A 20,465-nucleotide genomic window follows, 5' to 3' on the forward strand; every position below is an offset into this window, starting at 1 on the left:
CGCTCACTTCTTCGCGTACTTGATCGAGGAGGCGATCAGCTCGGTGCGCTCACCACTGGCGGCGCGGATCGCGGCGCGGCGGGCGTTGATCGGCTCGTCCTGGATCTTGGCGTGCAGTTTCAGGATCGCGTCGAGCAGCATCTCGGGGCGCGGCGGGCAGCCGGGGAGGTACATGTCGACCGGGACGATGTGGTCGACGCCCTGCACCACGGCGTAGTTGTTGAACATCCCGCCGGACGAGGCGCAGACGCCCATCGCCAGCACCCACTTGGGCTCGGCCATCTGGTCGTAGATCTGGCGGAGCACCGGCGCCATCTTCTGCGTGACGCGGCCGGCGACGATCATCAGATCCGCCTGGCGCGGCGTCGCGCTGAAGCGCTCCATGCCGAAGCGGGCGATGTCGTACCGGGAACCGCCGACGGTCATCATCTCGATCGCGCAGCAGGCGAGACCGAAGGTGGCAGGCCACATCGAGTTCTTGCGCGCCCAGTTGACCAGGCCTTCAAGACTCGCGAGAAGGATGCCGTTGGGGAGTTTTTCTTCGAGGCCCATGCTTCTCTAGTTCCAATCCAGGCCGCCGCGACGCCACACGTAGGCGTACGCGAAACCGACCGTCGCGATGAACAGCACGATCTCCACCAGGCCGAACATGCCCAGCGCGTCCGCGGAGACCGCGAACGGGTAGAGGAAGACCATCTCGATGTCGAACAGGATGAACAGCATCGCGGTGATGTAGTACGCGACCGGCATCCGGCCGCCACCGACGACCGGCTGCGGCGACGGTTCGATACCGCATTCGTAGGCCGCGGTCTTCGCCCTGTTGGGACGGCTCGGGCCGACCAGCGGGCCGAGCAGCACCGAGAGCACCGCGAAGCCGAGAGCGAGGACGAACAGGAGGACCAGGGGGAGGTACATGTCCAGGTTGGGCACCGAAGGGGTACCGGCCTGGGTCAGCACGGGCAACATCAGCACGGGGTTTTCGCCATCCTTTCCGCGCCGCTGCGGTTTTCGAGTCGGGGTTCACCGCTTCCCTCGGTCGGCACCCTAAGTCACCTGGGTCACACCGCCGAGGGTTAGGCAACCCTTACGGGCCGTGCATGACGGCCCCCTTGCTTGTGAAATAGTTCACAAGCCTCCCGTCGAGGATGTGAAGCGATTCACAAAGCATGGGGGGAGTGTAGGACGTGACTCACATTCTTGTCCCTAGGCCCCGTGCTATAAGGCTGCCCTAACTTGACCGCACGGCCAGCACGGTTACTTCCGACGTGCGGTACCGGTGACCTGCGGCGTCGCCCCCAAGATCGACTCCGATGCGGGTTTTGACCGGTTCTGTCCTGTGACCGATACCACTGCCCGGAGTGCTCGGGATTGGTCCAGACGTGTCGCGAACCCCCGCAACCAGAGGACTACTTGCGGCCGGTTCCCAAGCGCGTGAAGGCCCCCTTCACGCGGCTGAGCCGAGGGAAGGGGGCCTTCACGCGAGTTCCGAGCGTCAGCGTGGGGTGGGAGTGGCGCGGGCCAGCGCGGCGATGAGGCGGTCCACGCCGTCCCCGCCCTTGGCGTCGTAGCAGCCCGAGAGTCCCTTGTAGACCAGCGGAAGGATCGAGTTGATCCGCAGCCCGTACTTCGTCGCGGCGTGCATGACCTTCGGCTTCCCGATCAGCTTCGCGAACACGTTGCCGAGCCGGTAGTAGCCGCCCATCAGTTCACCGACCGCGCGCGGATATCCCTCCAGCGCCCGCTCGCGCGACGGTCCTTCGCGCCGCGCCAAGGCCTGCACGACGAACTCCGACGCCAGCTGCGCGGACTCCATCGCGGCCGAGATGCCCTCACCGTTGAACGGGCTGACCATGCCGCCCGCGTCGCCGAGCAGCAGCAGGCCGTCGCGGTAGTGCGGCGTGCGGTTGAAGCCCATCGGGAGACCGGCGCCGCCGACCTTGCCGATGGCGTTCTCCTCGCGGTAGCCCCATTCCTCGGGCGTCCCGTCGAGCCACTGGCGCAGCAGCGCGCGGTAGTCGGTGCTGCGGAACGCGGCCGACGTCGACAGCATGCCGAGGCCGACGTTCACCGTGCCGTCGCCGAGCGGGAACGCCCAGCCGTAGCCGGGCAGCAGTTTCGGGTCGCGCGGGTCCGAGCGGTCCCACAGCTCCAGGTGGCCCTCGATGAACGGGTCGTCGTGGCGCGGGCTCTTGTAGTACTGCCGGACGGCGACGCCCATCGGGCGCTTTTCGTTCTTCTGGATGCCGACGCTCAGCGCGAGCCGCGCGGAGACGCCGTCGCAGGCCAGGACCAGCGGAGCGCGGTAGCTCACCGGCGTCTTCTCCGGGCCGACCTTCGCCTCGACGCCGATCACGCGGCCGGTCGGGCTGGTGATCGCGCCGGTGACGGTCGTGCGTTCGTAGAGCCGCGCGCCCGCTTTGACCGCGGTCTTCGCGAGCAGGTCGTCGAAGTCCTGACGAGTACGCGAAACGCCGTACGGCGGGTAGCTGGTCAGATCCGGCCAGTCGAGTTCGAGCGTCAGCTCGCCGGTGAGGATCCGCAGGCCGCGGCTGTGCACCCAGCCCGCGTCCTCGCTCGTGTCGATGCCGAGATCGATCAGCTGCTTGACGCCACGCGGGGTCAGGCCGTCGCCGCACACCTTCTCGCGCGGGAACTCGGTCTTCTCCAGCAGCAGCACGTCGACGCCCGCACGGGCGAGGTACGTGGCGGCGGTGGAGCCGGCCGGTCCGGCACCGACGACGATGACTTCGGCGTCGTGATCTGCGTTGCGACGGGTCATGTCCGCGAGTTTATGCGGGCTTCTTCGCGCGGTGGATGGCGACGACGCCGAACGTGAGGTTCAGCCACTCCACCTCGGTCCAGCCGGCGCTCGCGATGATCTCGCCCAGCGTCCGCTGGTCCGGCCACGCCAGCATGGATTCGGCCAGGTAGGAGTAGGCCTCGGGGTTCGACGAGGTCCGGCTGCCGACCCAGGTGAGCAGCTTCGCGATGAACTTCCGGTGCAGGAACCGGATCGGCGGGAATGTGGGCGTCGACACCTCGCAGATCACGAGACGGCCGCCCGGTTTGACCACGCGCGCGATCTCGGTGAGCGCGGCCTTGGTGTCGACGAAGTTCCGCAGCGCGAGCGAGATGGTCACCGCGTCGAAGCTGTCGTCGGCGAACGGCAGCTTCAACGCGTCGGCGGCGACCATCGGGACGCCGCGGTGCTTACCCGCCTTGAGCATGCCGACCGAGAAGTCCGCGGCCAGGCACCAGGCCCCGTTGCGCGCGTACTCGACGGTGGACACGCCGGTGCCCGCCGCGAGGTCCAGCACCTTCTCGCCGCGTTTGGCGTCCAGCACCCGCGCGGTGGTGGTGCGCCAGCGGCGGTCGAAGCCGAAGGTCATGAACGAATTCGCGCGGTCGTAGCCGTCCGCGACGTCGTCGAACATTGCGGCGACTTCGTGCGGATCCTTGTCAAGACTCGCTCGGGACATGCCTCGAACCCTAACCCCGAGGTTCTGAGACACGTCGGCCAAGCGGGAGCAAAGCGACGCCCCGTAGGTTCACCTGGTCCGGTCGAGCAACGCCGGGGCACGATGCGCACCGGCCCCCGCGACCCCACCGGCGAGGATCCGCCGCTCCAGCAACCGCAGTTCCGGCCCCGGTTCGAGGCCGAGCTGATCGACCGAGACCCGACGCGCACGCCGGTACGCGGACAGGGCGTCGGAGGTGCGCCCGGCTCGCCAGAGAGCGTCCATCAGGAGGTACTGGGCACGCTGCCGCAACGGATGCCGCCGCACCAGATCCGCCAGCTCGACGGCCGCGCTCGCGTGCCGTCCGAGGTTCAGTTCGGCCTGGTAGAGCTCTTCGAGCAGGACCAGGCGGTGCTCCGAGAGGCGCATCGTCTCGTCCGAAAGCAGCGGGACGTCCAAGCCGTCGTAAGGCGCGCCCTGCCAATGGCCGAGGGCCTGCCGGATCAGCGAGGCGCGCTGCGCGGGGTCGGCGGATTTCAGCGCCTGGCTTCCCAGCGTCTCGAAGGTCTCGACGTCGAGTTCGCCGGGATGGACCGCGAGCCGGTAGCCGCCGTGGTCGAACCCGAGCCGGTCGCCCTCGGGCAGGGCCTGCCGCAGCTTGTGGACGTGCCAGTGCAGCTTCGGCACCGCCCGCGGCTCCCACCGGCTCTCCCACAGCGCCTCGGTGAGCACGTCCACCGGCACGAAGGTGTTCGCCCGGACCAGCAGCACCCCGAGGAGCGTTCTTCTCATCCGGCCCCGCAAGGGGACCGACCGCGAACCGGAAGAGATGCTGAACGTGCCCAGTACTTCGAACCTCACGTGCCGTCCTCTCGCTCGATGGCTGAGGGGACGATGAAGGCCGGTTGTACAAATTGGATACAAAAGATCAGGCGAGGGCGGAGAGCATCCCCTGAACCGACCGTGGCCACGCGAATTCCTCCGCGCGGGCCCGTGCCGCCGCGCGCCGGGTGATCTCTGGTCTCTTCAAAAGCTCGGTGACAGCGCCCGCGAACGCCGGGGCGTGATCGTCGACGGCCTCGCCGCATCCGGGCCGCACGATCTCCCGCAGCGCCGACGACGCCGAGACCACCACCGGCGTCCCCGAAGCGAGTGCCTCCAGCGCGGCCAGCCCGAACGTCTCGTGTGGACCGGGCGCGAGGGAGACATCGGCGCTGGCCAGCAGGCGCGCGACGTCGCCGCGTCCGGAGAGGAAGCCGAGGAAGGTCACCGGCAGCCCGCGCGCCCGCCGTTCCAGCGCCCGCCGCCGGGGCCCGTCGCCCGCGATCACGAGCCGCACGCGGTGCCCTGCCTCGGTCAGCTCGGCGACGGTGTCCACACTGCGCTCGACGTGCTTCTCCGGCGAGAGACGTCCACAGTGGACGATCAGCGCGTCCGCGTCGCCGGACAACGTGTGCCGCCAGCCGTCGTCGCGCCGGGCCGGGGCGAACGTCGTGAGGTCGACGCCGAGCGGGACGCGCCGCACGTTCGGCGCGGCGATCCGGTCGAATTCCGCGCGGGCGAACGCCGTCGTGCAGACGACGGTGTCGTAGCGCTGCGCCATCCGCCGGTTCGCGACGTCCGCGACGCACCGAGCGACGGGCTCCGGCATCAGGAACTGCTCCAGCAGCCTGTCGAGCCGCTCGTGCGAGATCACCATGCTGGGCACGCCGTTGCGCCGCGCCCACACGCCCATGCCGCGCAGCGTGAGCCTGTCGGACACTTCCAGCCTGTCCGGTTCCAGCCGTTTCAGCACCGCGCGCACCCGGTGCGGGTCGACCGCGCGATAGCCGCCCGTACCGGGAATCTGGGGTGTTGGAAGGGAAAACCGACGGACTCCCGAAGGCAGCGTCTCGTCCGCGTAGCGTCGCCCTGGTACCACGAGGGTCACCTGATGGCCGCTCGTCACATAGCCCGCGCCGAGATGGTGCAGCGCCGTCCGTAACCCGCCCGAACGTGGCCCGTAGAAGTTGGCCAGCTGCACTATATGCATTCGAGCCCGCCTTGTGCCCGGTCCTTTCCCGGCCGCTGCATTTCGCGTCAGGCCGCGCGAGCGACTTTGCCCTGAACGGCCTCGTAGTGGCCGACCAGTTCCCGGCAGACCGCGGGCCACGTGCGGCCCAGCACCACCTTGCGCGCCTTCTCCCCCAGCCTGGCGCGCAGCGCGTCGTCGCGCAGGTCGTTCACCTTGTCCACCAGCGCCGTCGCGAATCCGGCCCGGTCGGCGGGCAGCAGGTAGCCGGTGCGACCGGGCAGAACCAGGTCCTTCGGGCCGCCCGCGTTCGGCGCGAGCACCGGCAGTCCGGACGCCATCGCCTCCTGGATGGCCTGACAGAACGTCTCGTGCGGTCCTGTGTGGACGAAGACGTCGAGGCTCGCGTACGCGGCGGAAAGCTCTTCGCCGTATCGGGCGCCCAGGAACGCGGCACCCGGGATCCGCTCGCGCAGCATCGGCAGTTGCGGCCCGTCACCGACGACGACCACGCGGATCCCGTCGACCCCGGCGAGCGCTGTCAGCCGCTCGACCTCCTTTTCGGGCGCGAGCCTGCCGACGAAACCGACCAGCAGCTCGCCGTTCGGCGCCAGCTCGGCACGCAACGCGGGATCCGCGTGGACCGGCGAGAACCGCTCGATGTCGACCCCGCGCGCCCAGCGGTGCACCCGCGGGATCCCGTGCAGTTTCAGCTGTTCCACCGAATCCGACGACGGCGCGAGCGTGCGGTCGGCCCGCGAGTGCAGCCGCCGCACCCAGCGCCAGGCCGCGCGGGCCGCGAGGCCGAAGCCGTACGCGGCGGCGAAACCGGCGATGTCGGTCTGGTACACCGCGATGCACGGCACCCGCAGCCGTCTGGCCGCGGCGAGACCGCGGGCGCCGACCACGAACGGCGACGCCAGATGCACCACGTCCGGCCCGAAATCGGCCAGCGCGGTGAGCACCGTCCTGGTCGGCACCCCGACCGGGAGGGAGTTCACACCGGGGAAGTCGAGGGCGGGAATGCGCACGACCGGGGCGCCGAGGTACTCCTCGGGGCCCGGCCCCGGGGCGATGATCAGCACGTCGTGCGCGCGGTCGCGGAGGTGTTCCACGACGCGGAGCACGGAGTTGGTCACGCCGTTCACCTGGGGCAGGAAACTTTCGGTGACTATCGCGACTCGCACGATGCTCACCTTCGCATCCGGTTGTGACGCCCACGCCAACAAAAACGGAACAGACGACATGTCATCTCAAGGTCGTGTTCCGGAAACCAGTTTCGGCCACACTAGGCAGGCATGACCCTTCTGTCGTCAAGGCCGCCGCAACCCGTCGAGCCCGGGTTGCTGTCGAGGGCCCTCGAAGTGGCCGGGCGGCTGGCCAACGACGCGACCGACGTGATCACCGCGACCGCCGGCCGGGGCGCCCAGCCGGATCTGAACGACTCACCCTTCGACTGGGTCACCGACACGGACCGGATCCTCGAACGCCACACCCGCCGCGTGCTGACCGCGGAATTCCCCGGCATCCCCGTCGTCGGCGGTGAATTCGGTGCCGACCACGGTGCCGACGTCGCCGAATACCGCTGGGTGGTCGACCCGGTGGACGGCACCGCGAACTACGTCGCCGGTGTTCCCTGGTGCGCGTACAGCCTCGCCCTGATCGACGCTTCGGGACCGGTGGTCGGCGTCGTCGCGGACCCGTACCGCGCCCAGATCTACGCCGCCGCGCGCGGCCGCGGCGCCAGGGCGAACGGCAAGCCGATCAGGCTGACCGACCGCCGCGGTACCGCCGGGGCGATCGTCTGCACGGAACTCACGCGCAAGGGTGTCTGGCCGGGGATGGGCCAGTTCATCGAACGGGCCGCCGCCGCGCACGCCGGGGTCCGGGTCTTGGGTTCGGCGGCGCTGGCGATCGCGCAGGTCGCGCTGGGGCACGCGGCCGCGGCGGTGCTGCACAGCTACCGCGAGTGGGACGTGGCCGGCTCGGTCGCGCTGGCCATCGAGTCGGGGGCCGTGGTGCTGGACCGGCACGGCGAGGACTCGGCCCTGCCCGTCGACGCCCTGCTGGTCGCGGCTCCGGGAGTGGCCGACGAGGTCCTGGGCTGGTGGCAGGACTCGGTCGGCTGAGTTCTCCGTTCAATCACGCGAGTTCGCCGCCTGATCACGCGAGTCGCCCGCTCGGTCACACGAACCATCCGTGCGGAAACGGCGAACTCGCGTGATTGAACGGCGATCACGCGTGATTGGACGGAGATCTCGCGTGATTAGACGGAGATCTCGCGTGATTAGACGGAGGACTCGGCCCGTGACCGGGCGTTCAGCCGCCGGATCCACCACAGCAGCGGGCCCGCGACCAGCCAGGTGAAGAAGATCATGCTGCCCAGTGGCAGCAGGGTGTTCGCCGCCGAGCGGCCCGCCACCCGCGCGAGTTCGGGGTCGCCGACGTCGTACTCGATGTTCACCAGCTGCCCGGCGGCAAGGCCCGCCGGGTAGAGGACACCGTTGGCCGGGCTGTGGACGATGCCGTCGGGGGTGGCGTAGTTGATGATCGTGCGGTCGAACGTCACCGATTCGACCTGCGCGGTCGCCTGCCCGAGTTCCGCTTCGATCGAGCTGTCGTTGCGGAAGGCGGCGAACAGCAGCGAGACGCCGAGCACGGTGACGAGTGAGGCGACAACGAGGGCGGCAAACCACCCGATGCGCCTCACTCGCTCCGCTTTGGCCGTCACGCCGCGAGCGTAGCGCTACCCGTCAGTGGGCGTGTCGCTCGGCGAGGAATTCGTGCGTCGCCTTGATCTGCGGGTAGGACTTCGGCGCCACCGGGGCGGAAGCGGCCCGAAGAGCGGCTGCCGGGGTCCCGTTAGGACTGACCGACGGCTTGCCCTTGGTGTACAGCCAGGTCTGGAACAGGTCGTACAGCGGCTTGCCCGAGATCTTCTCCGCGAGCGCGATGAACTCTCCGATCACCGCGGACTTGCTCTTCTTCACCTGCTGCCAGGTCTGCAGGATCCGGAAGAACGTGTCGTCACCCACAGCCTTGCGCAACGCGTGCACCGCGAGCGCGCCACGGTCGTAGACGGCCGCGTGGAACTGGTTGTCCACGCCCGGGTCGGCGGGCAGGACCTGCCAGAACGGGTCCTCGGCCGGCGCCGAGTCGTAGATGTACTGGGCGAGTTCGTCGGCCGTGCCCTCGCCGGTCTCCTCAGACCACAGGAACTCGCCGTAGGAGGCGAAGCCCTCGTTCAGCCAGATGTCGCTCCACTTGCCGAGCGTGACGCTGTCGCCGAACCACTGGTGCGCCTGCTCGTGCGCGACGATCGAGGTGTTCGAGCCGGACCGGAACGCCCTGGCGCCGTACACCGGCCGCGTCTGGTTCTCCAGCGCGAAGGTGATGCCGGTGGTGACGACGCCGCCCTGCGCCTCGAACGGGTACGGGCCGAACTTCGAGGCGAGCACCTCGGTGATCTCCGGCGTCCGCTCGACGCTGGCCTTGGCCGCGCCGAGCGATTCGCCGAGGTCGGCGCCGTAAGCGGTGATGAACGGCTTACCGTCCGGCGTGGTCTGCTCGTTCACCTCGAACTTGCCGACCTCCAGCGACGTGAGATACGTCGCCTGCGGTTTGGTGCTGCGCCAGTTCCAGCGCGTCCAGCCCGGCCGCTGCACCGTCTTGCGCACGAGCGAGCCGTTGGACAGCGCCGCGACGTCGTTCGGGACCTCGACGGAGACGTCGTAGGTGGCCAGGTCGGTCGGATGGTCATTGGACGGGAACCACCAGGCCGCGCTCTGCGGCTCGTCGACGGCCAGCGCGCCGTCCGGGGTCTTCTTCCAAGCGGTGAAGCCGTCGATCTTCACCTTCGACGGTGTGTCCGCGTAGGCCACGACGACGGTCGCCGTCTGGCCCTTCTTCAGCGGCGCCGACGGCGTGACGGTCAGCTCACCGGTGCCGTCGGTGGACGTCGCGAACTGCGCGGGCCGGTTGTTGACCCGGACGCTCGACACCTTGAGGCCGAAGTCGAGGTTGAACCGCGACAGGTCCTGCGTCGCGGTGAGCAGGATCGTCGTGGCACCGGACAGCAGGTCGGTGGACGGCTGGTAGGTCAGCCGGAGGTCGTAGTGACCGACGTCGTAGCCGCCGTTCCCGGCGTGCGGGTAGTACGGGTCGCCGACGCCGATCGAACCAGGCGCGGGTGCGGCGGCCGCGGAGCCCACGAGCAGCACCGAGACGACGCCCGCGGTCAATCCGGCGAAGCCGGCGCGAGTCTTCAAGCGCATTGCGAATCCTCCCAGGATTTGTCAGCGCGCTTGAACGTAGCCAGCCGATCAGCGCGGAGACACGTCCGAAGGAGGGGTTCCTATCCTCTGGAATACCGCTAGACAGCCCGCACAGCCGACGACACCGCCGTACGGAGGCGCGCGTGCAGCTCGCGGTGGCGCGTTCGGTCCACCCGGACCTCCACCACCCGCAGACCCGGCGCGGGCTTCAGCGCTGCCCGGAACTCGGTGAGCGTCTCGGCGACGACGTGCGGAACGCGATAGCCCGCGCACAGCGCACCGAGATCAGCGCCGTGCGGCGTGCCGAAGACGCGCTCGAAGCTGGCGTTGTGCTCGGGCGCGCCCTGCTCCAGCAGGGAGAAGATGCCCCCGCCGTCGTCGTTGAGCACCACGATCGTCAGGTCGGGACGCTGCTCGGCGGGCCCGGTCAGCAGGCCGCTCGCGTCGTGCAGGAACGTGAGGTCGCCGAGCAGGGCGTACGAATGTCCCCTGTGGACGGTCGCGGCGCCGATCGCGGTCGAGACCATGCCGTCGATCCCGGCGACGCCGCGGTTGCGGTGCACGAGGACGTCCGGCCGCAGCCGTCCGGCGAGCGCGACGTCGCGCGTCGGGTTGGACGAGCCGACGACCAGCAGCGATCCCTCCGGGACCGCGTCGATCAGCTCGCGGGCCAGGCGCAGCCCGCTCGGCCACGGTTCGACGGCCAGCGCCTCGGCCACCGCCGACGACGCCGCCTTGTCCGCGCGCTGCCAGCTGGCGAGCCACTCCGGATCGGCGGGTTTGGTCGGCTCGTCGAACCACTGGCCGACCTGCCGGACGTTGTGCGCGGGCGCGGGCCAGTCCGAATCGGGCCGGACCAGCAGCACCTCGACGTCGGGATCGGACAGGATCCGCTGGACCTGCCGGAACACCGTCGGACGGCCGATGCAGAGCACCTGCTCGGGCTTGTGCCGCGAGATGAACTCCTCGACGCCGAGCAGCCAGGCACCGGACGAGATCGCCGTCGCGCCGGCCAGCCCGATACCGCCGGTCTCGGAGACGACCGGCCATCCGTGCAGCTCGGCCCACTCGCTGGCGGCCTGCACGCCGGTGTCGCACGCGATGACCAGGCCGGAACGGGCCGAGGGCACCACGAACGAGGGAAGCGCGCCGAAGTCGGGAAGTTCGGTCCACCGGGCGCCGTCGGGACGCCCTTCGAGTGACTCGTACCACTCGCCGTCGTCGTCGATGTCCGGCACGAGCGGCTCGCGGAACGGGATGTTCAGGTGCACCGGCCCGCAGCGCCATTCGCCGTACGCGGCGTTCCAGGCGCGGCAGATCTGGCCGCGCCAGTACGAGTTCTGCCCGGCGCGGCGTTCGGCGACGGCGAGCTCGTCGAAGTAGCGGATGGCGTTGCCGTAGAGCTGGTGCTGGTCGATGACCTGGCTCGCACCGGCGGCCCGCAGCTCGGGCGGGCGGTCGGCGGTCAGCACGATCAGCGGAACGCCGGCGCGGTCGGCCTCCAGCACGGCGGGGTGGAAGTTCGCGGCCGCGGTGCCCGAAGTGCACAGCACGGCCACCGGACGGCCGGTGCGCGCGGCGATGCCGAGGGCGAGGAAGGCGGCGCCGCGTTCGTCGATCCGGACGTGCAGCTGGAGGCGCCCGGCGGCCGCCGCGTCGTAGAGCGCGATCGACAGCGGGGCGTTGCGCGAGCCGGGGCAGAGCACGACATGCGAGACGGTGTTGCGAACGAGTTCGTCGACGATGACCCTGGCCTGCGCGGTGGAAGGATTCACCGGCAGACCTCGGATTTCACACTACGACTCACGGCCACACGTCCTATTCTCCCAAACGTGGATGACGCCCAGGTTTCCGAGCTGTTCGACCCCGCCTTGTGGACGGAAGTCGAAGGTTTCGACTTCACCGACATCACCTATCACCGCTCTTCTGAGAGCCGCTCAGGCAAACGTGTCGTGCGCATCGCGTTCGACCGTCCCGAGGTCCGCAACGCCTTCCGGCCGCACACCGTCGACGAGCTGTACCGCGCGCTCGACCACGCGCGGATGAGCTCGGACGTCGGCTGCGTCCTGATCACCGGCAACGGCCCGTCGCCGAAGGACGGCGGCTGGGCGTTTTGTTCCGGTGGTGACCAGCGTATTCGCGGACGCTCCGGGTATCAGTACGCGGATGGGGAGACCTCGGACACGATCGATCCGGCGAGGGCCGGACGGCTGCACATTCTCGAGGTCCAACGGCTGATCCGGTTCATGCCGAAGGTGGTCATCGCGGTGGTCCCGGGGTGGGCCGCCGGTGGCGGGCACTCGCTGCACGTGGTGTGCGACCTCACGCTCGCCTCGGCCGAACACGCACGCTTCAAACAGACCGACGCCGACGTCGGCTCCTTCGATGGCGGCTACGGCTCGGCGTACCTCGCCAAGCAGGTCGGGCAGAAGTTCGCGCGCGAGATCTTCTTCCTCGGCCGCGAGTACACGGCCGAGCAGATGCAGGCGATGGGCGCGGTCAACTCCGCCGTTCCGCACGCGGACCTCGAGACCGAGGCGCTGGACTGGGCGTGGACGATCAACGGCAAGTCGCCGACCGCGCAGCGGATGCTGAAGTACGCGTTCAACCTCACCGACGACGGCCTGGTCGGCCAGCAGCTCTTCGCGGGTGAGACCACCCGGCTGGCTTACATGCAGGACGAGGCCGTCGAAGGCCGCGACGCCTTCCTGGAGAAGCGCGACCCCGACTGGTCAGCCTTCCCCTACTACTACTGACCGCCCCGCGTTTCGTCCTCTGGTTGCGGTGGTTCGTGGCACCAACTACCGCAACCAGAGGACGAATTGCGGGAGGAGGGTTCCGGGGTGCCGTCGGCTGATGTCCCCAATGTGGCATTGGGGACATCAGCTGCCGGGTGTCGACGCTGCTCGGCGCCGGGGGTCGCATCCGCGGGCCCGCAGGCCGACCCTGTGCAGACCGAGAGCTGTAGCCACGGTCACTCGGACAAGGACAGTGGCGAGGGCAGCTGAGCGGAGGGTCACTTCGCCGGCGAAGTGCGGGGTTAGAGTCGCGAGATGCGTGCGGTCGGGGTGGACGGGAGTCCGGAGTCGATCACCGAGCTGACCTCGGCACTGGCCGAGGCGCTCGGTGGCGGTCCGGCCGTCCTCCCCTACGCGTCGGAGGCCCTGCGGGACGCGATGGAGCCGGCACTCCCGGCCGAGCCCGGGACGGCGGTGATCATCGCCACCTCGGGGTCCACCGGCGAACCCAAGGGCGTCCTGCTCTCGGCCGCCGCGCTGGCCGCGTCGGCCCGCGCCACCCACGAGCGGCTCGGCGGACCGGGACACTGGCTGCTCGCGACCCCGGCGCAGTACATCGGCGGATTGCAGGTGCTGGTCCGTTCGCTGCTGGCCGGGACGACACCGTCGGTGCTGCACGTCTCCGGTTTCCGGCCGGACGACTTCGCCGAAGCCGCCTCGCCGCTCCTCGCCCTGGACGGGCCGCGCTACACCGCGCTCGTCCCGACCCAACTGGGACGGCTGCTCGACGCGGGCGGCCCGGGACTGGCCGCGGCCCGCGCGTTCGACGCGATCATCGTCGGCGCCGCGGCGACGACCACGGAACTACGGGAGCGCGCCGCCGGAGCGGGCGTGAAGATCGTGCCCGCGTACGGCATGAGCGAGACCGCGAGCGGCTGCGTTTACGACGGCGTACCGCTGGATGGCGTACACGTCGAACTCGAGGACGAGCGGGTCTGTATCACGGGTGACGTGCTCGCGCACGGCTACCGACTGCGACCTGACCTGACCTCGGAGTCCTTCGAGGGAGGCCGGTTCCGCACTTCCGACCGCGGCAGGCTTTCACCCGATGGACGTCTGGAGATCCTCGGACGGATCGACGACATGATCAACACCGGCGGGGTGAAGGTGGCTGCCGCGGCGGTCGAAAGGATCTTGACCGCACAGCCCGGAATCCGCGACGCGTGCGTGGTCGGAGTACCCGATCCCGAGTGGGGCGAAGCGGTCGTCGCACTCGTCGTCGGCGCTGGTTGCGACGTCGACGCCCTGCGGGCGGCGTGCCGCGACGAGGCCGGTGCGGCGGCCGCCCCGAAGCGGGTCGAATTCACCGAAGAGCTGCCGTTGCGAGGTCCAGGAAAGGTCGACAGGACGGCCGTACGGAATCTCCTACGAAGGTCGTGAATTCTCCACCGATCACTGGGACGTTGTTGACATGATCATTACCCACGGGTTTACGTCTAAGGCATGACGCGCTGGACACGCACAGTATTGGCCTGCACCGCCGTCACGATGGGTCTGGTCGCTTTGGCCGGACCCGCGCTGGCGGACGAACCGGAAACCGCCGTTCCGAACAGCGGCACACTCACCTGGACGCTCGAAGACACCATCAAAGATCTGAAGTAGCACGGTTCGTCCCCTGCTCGCGGTGGCTCGGCACCGCGAGCGGGTGACGAGCCCCGCATACCGGCCGGTAGTCGCCAGGGCCAGAATGGCGGCATGGCGACTGCTGGTGAATGGATCGAAGGGGCGCGCCCGCGGACGCTGCCCAACGCGGTGGCACCGGTGGTCGCCGGGGTCGGCGCGGCGGTCGCGCTCGACGGCTTCTCCTGGCTCCGTTCGGTCCTCGCGCTGCTGGTCTCACTCGCCCTGATCGTCGGCGTCAACTACGCCAACGACTACTCCGACGGCATCCGCGGCACCGACGAGAACCGCGTCGGGCCGCTGCGCCTGGTCGGCTCCGGTGTCGCGAAGCCGAAGGCCGTGCTGGCGGCCGCCCTCGTCGCCCTCGGGCTCGCCGGGGTCCTCGGGCTCGTGCTCGTCGCGATCAGCGGGCTGTGGTGGCTGCTGGCGATGGGCGCGGTCTGCATCCTCGGCGCCTGGTTCTACACCGGCGGCGAGAAGCCTTACGGCTACTACGGTTTCGGCGAGATCGCGGTCTTCGTCTTCTTCGGGCTGGCCGGCGTGCTGGGCACGGTGTACGTCCAAGCCGGACAGATCAGCTGGACCGCGTTCGGCTGCGCGGTCGCCGTCGGCGCGTTCTCGACCGGCGTGCTGACCGCCAACAACCTCCGCGACATCCCGACCGACATCGAGTCCGGCAAGCGCACGCTCGCCACCCGGCTCGGCGACAAGGGCACGCGGCGGCTCTACCTGGTGCTGATCGCGGTGCCGTACGTCGTCAGCGTGCTCCTCGCGTTCGTGACGCCGTGGGCGCTGCTGGGTCTGCTGACCGCGCCGCTGCTGCTGAAGTCGGTCAAGGCCGTCGGCGGTGGCGAACAGGGACGAGCGCTGATCCCGGCGCTGCGGGACACCGGTCTCGCCATGCTGGGGTGGGCGATCCTGACCGCCGTCGCGCTCTCGCTCTGAGCACTTTGGCGCCGCTTCCCGGTCATGACCGGCCCTTTGCGGCGTGACCGTGTGGATTTCGGGACATCTGACGTCCCGAAATCCACACAGTGCGGCACGAAAGGGCCGGTCACCACATCCAGCTCACGTCGGGCCCCGAGGGCGCGGCGAGAGGGATGAACGGACCGTTCATCCCTTGGGTTTCCCGCTTCGGACCACTACCTGTGCCGCTTGCCCGGTGCGCGGCCCACTAAATGCGCCCCCGGCGATAGCAAAGGTCCCCCGCTCTTTTGGTGATCCGGCAGACCCTGAGGTAGGCCGTCACAGCTCCGGCAGGAACTTCCCGCTCACCAGGAACTCCTGGTACATCTCCTGGTAAGGCGCGATGTCGATCTCCTTCTGCGCCAGCCACTCGTCGTTGTAGTACGTGTTGGCGTACCGCTCGCCGCCGTCGCACAGCAGCGTGACGACGCTGCCCGCCTGGCCTTCCGAGATCATCCGCGAGATCAGCGTGAACGCGCCGAAGAGGTTCGTCCCGGTCGAGCCGCCCGCCCAGTGCCCGGTGCGCTCGCGCAGCAGCCGGATGGCCGCCAGCGAACCGGCGTCCGGCACCTGCAGCATCTCGTCGATCACGCCGGGCACGAACGACGGCTCGACGCGCGGCCGCCCGATGCCCTCGATCCGCGACGGCATGCCGGTCGCGTAGTCGAGCGCGCCGGTCTCCCAGGCGCCGAAGAACGACGAGTTCTCCGGGTCGACGACGGCGATCTTCGTGGTGTGGCGCTTGTAGCGCACGTAGCGGCCGAAGGTCGCGCTCGTGCCGCCGGTCCCGGCGCCGACCACGATCCAGGCCGGCACGGGGTGCCGCTCGGACTGCATCTGCGCGTACACGGATTCGGCGATGTTGTTGTTCCCGCGCCAGTCCGTCGCGCGCTCGGCGTAGGTGAACTGGTCGAGGTAGTGGCCGTTGCACTCCGAAGCGAGCCGCTCGGCCTCCGGGTACATGTCCGGCGCGCGGTCGACGTAGTGGCATTCACCGCCGTAGAACTCGATGAGCGCGATCTTCTCCGGCGAGATGCTCCGCGGCACCACGGTGATGAACCGCAGTCCGAGCATCCGCGCGAAATACGCCTCCGACACCGCCGTCGAGCCGCTGGAGGCCTCGACGAGCACGGTGTTCTGCCCGATCTGGCCGTTCACCAGGCCGTACAGGAAGAGCGAACGCGCGAGCCGGTGCTTGAGCGAGCCGGTCGGGTGGACGGACTCGTCCTTCAGGTACAGGTCGATGCCCCACTCCGCGGGCAGCGGGAAGACGTGCAGGTGCGTGTCGGCGCTGCGGTTCGCGTCGGCCTCGATGATGCGGACGGCTTCGCGGACCCAACTCCGGCTGTGCAGCCGGCTCACGCTGTCCCGTCCACCCGGTCGCCGCGCAGCTGGGAGCGCAGTTCGGCACGAGCGCGAGCGCGCTTTTCGTTGCGGCGGGCGAGCCCGGCGGTCACGCGCGCGTTCAGCGGGCGGAACAGCAGCAGACCCAGCGGCAGCCCCACGACCAGGCCGATCAGCATCGCGACCAGCAGCGGGACGTTGACCAGCAGCAACCCGCCGCCGATGACCCCGACCAGGACGAACCTGGCCAGCACGTACAACGTCAGGTCACGGGCGAGGTGATCGGCGATTTCCGGATTGTCGCTCACATCAACGCAGGCTACGCGCTGCCGTTGCGGCCGTCCTCCAGGCCCGCGTTGTTGGGCCGCCCTTCGAAGCGGGTCGAGAGCACGACGGTGGTGTTCGTCCGGCCGACGCCGGGGATGCGCCGCAGCCGGTTGAGCGCCGCCTCCAGGTCGTCGACGGTCGCCACTCGCACCTTGACGACGAATGCCTCGTCACCTGCGACGGCGTAGCAGCTTTCGACCTCGTCCAGTGCCCCGAGCGCGTCCGCGACGTCCTCGTCGCTCGCCGTGTCGGTGGGGTGGATGCCGACCAGCGCCGTCACCCCGAGTCCGACCGTGCTCGGATCGACCATGGCGTGGTAGCCGGTGATCACGCCGGCGGCCTCGAGTTTGCCGACCCGCTCGTGCACCGATGAGGCCGACAGCCCGACAGACCGGCCGAGGTCGGCGTAGGTAGCCCTGCCGTTCTCACGCAATGCCGCGATGATCTTCCGATCCACCTGGTCCACCGCTACACCTTAGGTGCCACGGCCCGATTCGCATGACCAGGGCGCGTTTTCATACATCCATGACAAGACCTCGGCGCCCGGAGGCGCATGTCGCGGTTGTCGGTTTTGACCTTTAAGGGCTCTTTACTGTTGGACAACCGTTCGAGTACCTGACGGGTGAGATGCAACGATTGCCGTGTTGGCTACCCGGCACGACGGCTTCCGGTTTAGCAGTGGAGCTGTGAAGGAGGCGGAAAATGACCGCGACGATGGGCGGAAGGTTGCTCACCCCCGGCGAAGTGGCGGCCCTGTTCCGGGTTGACCCCAAGACCGTGACCCGCTGGGCGACCGCGGGCCGGATCGGCTCGATCCGCACTCCCGGCGGGCACCGCCGGTTCCGTGAGGCCGAAGTGAACGAGCTCCTCGCCGAACTCACCACCGACGCCAGCGAGCCTGCTCGCAGGGTCTGACCTGGCATTTCTCGTAAAAGAGACTCCAGTGACGAAGGGTACGAAACGACCCTTCGTCACATTGGGGTATCCATGAGTCCCCCCGCGCGAGGCAAAGAGGCTAGCCTCGTGGGACTGAGCAACGTCCTCCACGCGGAAAGGGGCCGAGCATGATCTATCTGCTCGCGGCCATCGGAGCGCTCACCGTCGCTGTTGTCTTGTGGCGCGCGTTCGGGATCGAGCGTGTCGGGGTGCCCTCGTCGCGACCGACACTGGCCCCGGACGACGACCCCGACTTCCTGCGCAAGCTCGGTGAGCAGCAGCGCAAAGGTAAAGACGAGGACAAAGAATAAGAGCAGCGCTAGGGCTGGACCTGCCGGTATTGCTGGCCGCCGAAACCGTCGGCGACGGTGGCGGCCAGTTCCAGCAGCGCGAGCCGGGTGTCCGCGTCGAGCCGGTCCAGTTCGATCTCGGCACCCTCTTCCAGGTGCGGATCGAACGGGATGCGGCAGACCGAACGGACTCGCGCGCCGAAGTGCGCGGAGAGCTTGTCGAGGTCGACGGAGCCGCCCTTGGGCCGCACCGAGTTGATCACCGCGACGGAGCGTTTGACCAGGTCGCCGTAGCCGTGCGCTTCCAGCCAGTCGAGGGTCGCCGAAGCACTGCGCGCCCCGTCCACGGAACCTGACGAGACCACCACCAGCGCGTCCGCGACGTCCAGGACGCCCTTCATCGCCGAGTGCATCAAACCGGTCCCGCAGTCGGTGAGCACGATGTTGTAGAAGTGCTCCAGCAGGTTGACCGTGCGCCGGTAGTCGTCCTCGGAGAACGCCTCGGAAACCGCCGGGTCCTGCTCGCTGGCGAGGATCTCCAGCCTGCTCCCGCCCTGCGAGGTGTACGAACGGACGTCGCTGTACCTGGTGATCTTGTCCGCGTCCCGCAGCAGGTGCCGGACGGTCGCGGTGGTCTCGATCGGGATCTTCTGCGACAGCGTCCCGCGGTCCGGGTTCGCGTCGACGGCGACGACCCGGTCACCGCGCAGCGACGCGAACGTCGAGCCCAGCGTGGTGGTCGTGGTGGTCTTGCCGACGCCGCCCTTGAGGCTCAGCATCGCGATCTTGTAGCACCCGCGCAGCGGCTGGTTGATCTGCGCGATCAGTTCACGCTTGCGGGTGTCGGCCGGGCTCTCCCCCGGGTTGAGGAGCTTCCCCGTGCCCACGTAGAGCGCCTTGCGCCAGCCCGACTGCGGCTTGCGCTTCTGCGGTTTGACCAGGCTCGCGGTGGCGAGTTCGTCCGGGAGGGCGTGCCTGCCCTGCGGCTGCGGGAGCCCCGGCACCGCGGGCTGCTGGACAGCCTGCTGCGGCGGCGGCGCGTACTGCTGCTGAGGCGGGTACTGGGCGGCCTGCTGCTGGGGTTGCTGAGGCTGCAACGGCGGCAGGTTCTGGTCGTAGGGCTGCTGGTACTGCCCGTGCGACGGCTGCGGCAGCGGCTGCTGCTGTTGAGCGGGCTGCTGCGCGTACTGGCCCGGCTGGGCCTGCTGCTGCGGGTACTGGGCCTGTGGCGGGTACTCGGGCTGGACGACCTGCGTCGGCTCCGCCTCGAAGCCCGCGGCCGGATGCGGCGCCGAGTCCGTCCTGTCCTCGGAGAACAACTCCGAGGGCTGGGCGCTCTCGGTGGGTTCGGGGTGGCCAGGAGCCGATTCTTCACTGGGTCCGGTCACCGCTGAATTCCTCCTCCGCGCACGTCTTCCCCCATTACCTCAGTATTGACGGTAGTCGGCTCGCGTGCAGCGGCGACGGTCAGCCCCCGGCGTAGGAGTGCAGGCCCGAGGTCACCAGGTTCACGAAGAACATGTTGAAGATCGTCGCGGAGAAGCCGACGATGTTGATGATCGCGGCCCGCTTCCCGCGCCAGCCCGCGGTGGCCCGGGAGTGCAGGTACGCCGCGTAGACGACCCACGCCACGAACGCGACGGTCTCCTTGGGGTCCCAGCCCCAGAACCGGCCCCACGCCGCCTCGGCCCACACCGCGCCGCAGAGCACGCCGAAGGTGAAGATCGGGAAGGCGAAGATGGTGGTGCGGTAGGCGATGCGGTCGAGCACGTCCGCGGCGGGCAGCTTCGAACCGAACTTGGCGAACTTCGCCGGGTTGTCGTCGTGGGCGGCGCGGAAGAGGTAGAGGACGCTCGCGACACCCGGCACCAGGAAGACACCCGAGCCGATGATCGCCGCGGAAACGTGGATGATCAGCCAGTACGACTGCAACGCGGGCTGCACCGGCGCGGCCGTCGTGTACAGCATGGTGCCGTTGACGAACATCAGGATCACGACCGGCAGCAGCAGGAAGCCGCTGAGGTGGCGGACCGGGAACTTCCGCATGATGACGAGCCAGGTCACGACGGCGATGAAGGTCGTGGCCATGCCGTACTCGTAGAGGTTGCCCCACGGCGCGCGGTGCACGGCGAGCCCGCGCAGCACGATCGCGGACAGGTGGAGCAGCGCGGCCAGCACCAGCAGCGCGGCGCCCATGCGGCCGATGCGCTCGGGGCGGCCGATCTCGCGCGGGGGCTCGACGGGCGTCACGGTGGTCACCGACGGACCACCCGCACCGACCAGTTCGCGGGAGCGCTGCATGCTGCGTTCGGCCGCCAGGCGGCCCTTCGCCCCGAAACCCTGCTCGATGAGGGCGAACATCAGCGCGACGACGTAGAGCGCCGCCGCGGTGGTGTAGGAGTAGTCGCTGTACTGGGACAGCGTCTCGTTGATCGGCATGA

Annotated in this window: 22 protein-coding genes; 7 read left to right on the forward strand and 15 right to left on the reverse strand. The window is 69.2% G+C overall.

From position 1 onward, the window contains the following. Positions 1–3: 3 nt before the first annotated feature. From ACLARN_RS04040 to ACLARN_RS04070, 7 genes are all read right to left on the reverse strand, one after another. The gene (locus ACLARN_RS04040) at positions 4–552 is read right to left on the reverse strand and encodes a NuoB/complex I 20 kDa subunit family protein (protein ID WP_005151847.1); all 549 of its coding nucleotides are present in this window, start codon (positions 550–552) and stop codon (positions 4–6) included. Positions 553–558: 6 nt separating this feature from the next. Next, positions 559–966 carry an NADH-quinone oxidoreductase subunit A gene (locus tag ACLARN_RS04045; protein ID WP_409490016.1) on the reverse strand — a complete coding sequence of 136 codons (408 nt, stop codon included), beginning with the start codon at positions 964–966 and terminating at the stop codon, positions 559–561. 526 nt (positions 967–1,492) lie between these two features. Beyond that, positions 1,493–2,779: a geranylgeranyl reductase family protein gene (locus ACLARN_RS04050; protein ID WP_125788704.1), complete on the reverse strand. Its 1,287-nt coding sequence runs from the start codon at positions 2,777–2,779 to the stop codon at positions 1,493–1,495. 10 nt (positions 2,780–2,789) lie between these two features. Next, on the reverse strand, positions 2,790–3,479 hold the full coding sequence (locus ACLARN_RS04055) for a demethylmenaquinone methyltransferase (RefSeq protein ID WP_364039065.1): 690 nt from the start codon (positions 3,477–3,479) through the stop codon (positions 2,790–2,792). A gap of 69 nt (positions 3,480–3,548) precedes the next feature. After that, entirely contained in the window at positions 3,549–4,319 is a 771-nt protein-coding gene (locus tag ACLARN_RS04060) for a BTAD domain-containing putative transcriptional regulator (protein ID WP_409489912.1), read from the reverse strand. 67 nt (positions 4,320–4,386) lie between these two features. Continuing rightward, the gene (locus tag ACLARN_RS04065; protein ID WP_409489913.1) at positions 4,387–5,490 is read right to left on the reverse strand and encodes a glycosyltransferase family 4 protein; all 1,104 of its coding nucleotides are present in this window, start codon (positions 5,488–5,490) and stop codon (positions 4,387–4,389) included. A 47-nt stretch (positions 5,491–5,537) separates the two neighbouring features. Further along, positions 5,538–6,656: a glycosyltransferase family 4 protein gene (locus ACLARN_RS04070; protein WP_409489914.1), complete on the reverse strand. Its 1,119-nt coding sequence runs from the start codon at positions 6,654–6,656 to the stop codon at positions 5,538–5,540. A 111-nt stretch (positions 6,657–6,767) separates the two neighbouring features. On the opposite strand from ACLARN_RS04070, the gene ACLARN_RS04075 reads away from it, so the two are divergent. Next, positions 6,768–7,598 carry an inositol monophosphatase family protein gene (locus tag ACLARN_RS04075; protein ID WP_409489915.1) on the forward strand — a complete coding sequence of 277 codons (831 nt, stop codon included), beginning with the start codon at positions 6,768–6,770 and terminating at the stop codon, positions 7,596–7,598. A 158-nt stretch (positions 7,599–7,756) separates the two neighbouring features. Here the strand turns inward: ACLARN_RS04075 and ACLARN_RS04080 are convergent, their stop codons facing one another. The 3 genes from ACLARN_RS04080 to menD form a co-directional block, all read right to left on the reverse strand. Then, the gene (locus ACLARN_RS04080; protein ID WP_409489916.1) at positions 7,757–8,200 is read right to left on the reverse strand and encodes a DUF3592 domain-containing protein; all 444 of its coding nucleotides are present in this window, start codon (positions 8,198–8,200) and stop codon (positions 7,757–7,759) included. A 22-nt stretch (positions 8,201–8,222) separates the two neighbouring features. Beyond that, on the reverse strand, positions 8,223–9,743 hold the full coding sequence (locus ACLARN_RS04085; protein ID WP_409489917.1) for a M1 family metallopeptidase: 1,521 nt from the start codon (positions 9,741–9,743) through the stop codon (positions 8,223–8,225). A gap of 98 nt (positions 9,744–9,841) precedes the next feature. Continuing rightward, positions 9,842–11,518, reverse strand: a complete 1,677-nt coding sequence (gene menD / locus ACLARN_RS04090; RefSeq protein WP_409489918.1) for a 2-succinyl-5-enolpyruvyl-6-hydroxy-3-cyclohexene-1-carboxylic-acid synthase — start codon at positions 11,516–11,518, stop codon at positions 9,842–9,844. 57 nt (positions 11,519–11,575) lie between these two features. On the opposite strand from menD, the gene ACLARN_RS04095 reads away from it, so the two are divergent. The 4 genes from ACLARN_RS04095 to ACLARN_RS04110 all read left to right on the forward strand — a co-directional run bounded on the left by ACLARN_RS04095 (position 11,576) and on the right by ACLARN_RS04110 (position 15,106). Then, complete coding sequence (locus ACLARN_RS04095; protein ID WP_409489919.1) at positions 11,576–12,499, forward strand: 1,4-dihydroxy-2-naphthoyl-CoA synthase; 924 nt, start codon at positions 11,576–11,578, stop codon at positions 12,497–12,499. A 297-nt stretch (positions 12,500–12,796) separates the two neighbouring features. Next, positions 12,797–13,921, forward strand: coding sequence for an o-succinylbenzoate--CoA ligase (gene menE, locus ACLARN_RS04100; RefSeq protein WP_409489920.1), 1,125 nt, complete (start codon positions 12,797–12,799; stop codon positions 13,919–13,921). A 63-nt stretch (positions 13,922–13,984) separates the two neighbouring features. Beyond that, positions 13,985–14,143 (forward strand): hypothetical protein, encoded by a 159-nt coding sequence (locus tag ACLARN_RS04105; RefSeq protein ID WP_168214479.1) that lies wholly within the window; start codon positions 13,985–13,987, stop codon positions 14,141–14,143. A 93-nt stretch (positions 14,144–14,236) separates the two neighbouring features. Beyond that, positions 14,237–15,106: a 1,4-dihydroxy-2-naphthoate polyprenyltransferase gene (locus tag ACLARN_RS04110; RefSeq protein WP_409489921.1), complete on the forward strand. Its 870-nt coding sequence runs from the start codon at positions 14,237–14,239 to the stop codon at positions 15,104–15,106. Positions 15,107–15,406: 300 nt separating this feature from the next. On the opposite strand, the gene ACLARN_RS04115 is transcribed toward ACLARN_RS04110, so the two are convergent. Genes ACLARN_RS04115 through ACLARN_RS04125 form a run of 3 tightly spaced genes read right to left on the reverse strand, consistent with a single transcriptional unit; the run spans position 15,407 to position 17,264 of the window. After that, entirely contained in the window at positions 15,407–16,489 is a 1,083-nt protein-coding gene (locus ACLARN_RS04115) for a PLP-dependent cysteine synthase family protein (RefSeq protein WP_409489922.1), read from the reverse strand. Continuing rightward, positions 16,486–16,779: a DUF4229 domain-containing protein gene (locus ACLARN_RS04120; RefSeq protein WP_076164269.1), complete on the reverse strand. Its 294-nt coding sequence runs from the start codon at positions 16,777–16,779 to the stop codon at positions 16,486–16,488. The genes ACLARN_RS04115 and ACLARN_RS04120 overlap by 4 nt, the downstream gene beginning before the upstream one ends. Positions 16,780–16,790: 11 nt before the next feature. After that, entirely contained in the window at positions 16,791–17,264 is a 474-nt protein-coding gene (locus ACLARN_RS04125; RefSeq protein ID WP_409489923.1) for an Lrp/AsnC family transcriptional regulator, read from the reverse strand. Between the two features lie 236 nt (positions 17,265–17,500). On the opposite strand from ACLARN_RS04125, the gene ACLARN_RS04130 reads away from it, so the two are divergent. Beyond that, a complete protein-coding gene (locus ACLARN_RS04130; protein ID WP_409489924.1) occupies positions 17,501–17,713 on the forward strand; it encodes a BldC family transcriptional regulator in 213 nt (70 codons plus the stop codon). A 149-nt stretch (positions 17,714–17,862) separates the two neighbouring features. Then, positions 17,863–18,045 (forward strand): hypothetical protein, encoded by a 183-nt coding sequence (locus ACLARN_RS04135; protein ID WP_005151794.1) that lies wholly within the window; start codon positions 17,863–17,865, stop codon positions 18,043–18,045. Positions 18,046–18,053: 8 nt separating this feature from the next. On the opposite strand, the gene ACLARN_RS04140 is transcribed toward ACLARN_RS04135, so the two are convergent. Together ACLARN_RS04140 and ccsB are read right to left on the reverse strand one after the other, a co-directional pair. Continuing rightward, positions 18,054–19,412: a MinD/ParA family protein gene (locus tag ACLARN_RS04140; protein ID WP_409489925.1), complete on the reverse strand. Its 1,359-nt coding sequence runs from the start codon at positions 19,410–19,412 to the stop codon at positions 18,054–18,056. 79 nt (positions 19,413–19,491) lie between these two features. Then, the gene (gene ccsB, locus ACLARN_RS04145) at positions 19,492–20,463 is read right to left on the reverse strand and encodes a c-type cytochrome biogenesis protein CcsB (protein ID WP_409489926.1); all 972 of its coding nucleotides are present in this window, start codon (positions 20,461–20,463) and stop codon (positions 19,492–19,494) included. Positions 20,464–20,465 lie beyond the last annotated feature (2 nt).

Origin of the sequence: Amycolatopsis sp. cmx-11-12, from assembly GCF_046269425.1 — a bacterium.
GTDB lineage: Bacteria > Actinomycetota > Actinomycetes > Mycobacteriales > Pseudonocardiaceae > Amycolatopsis.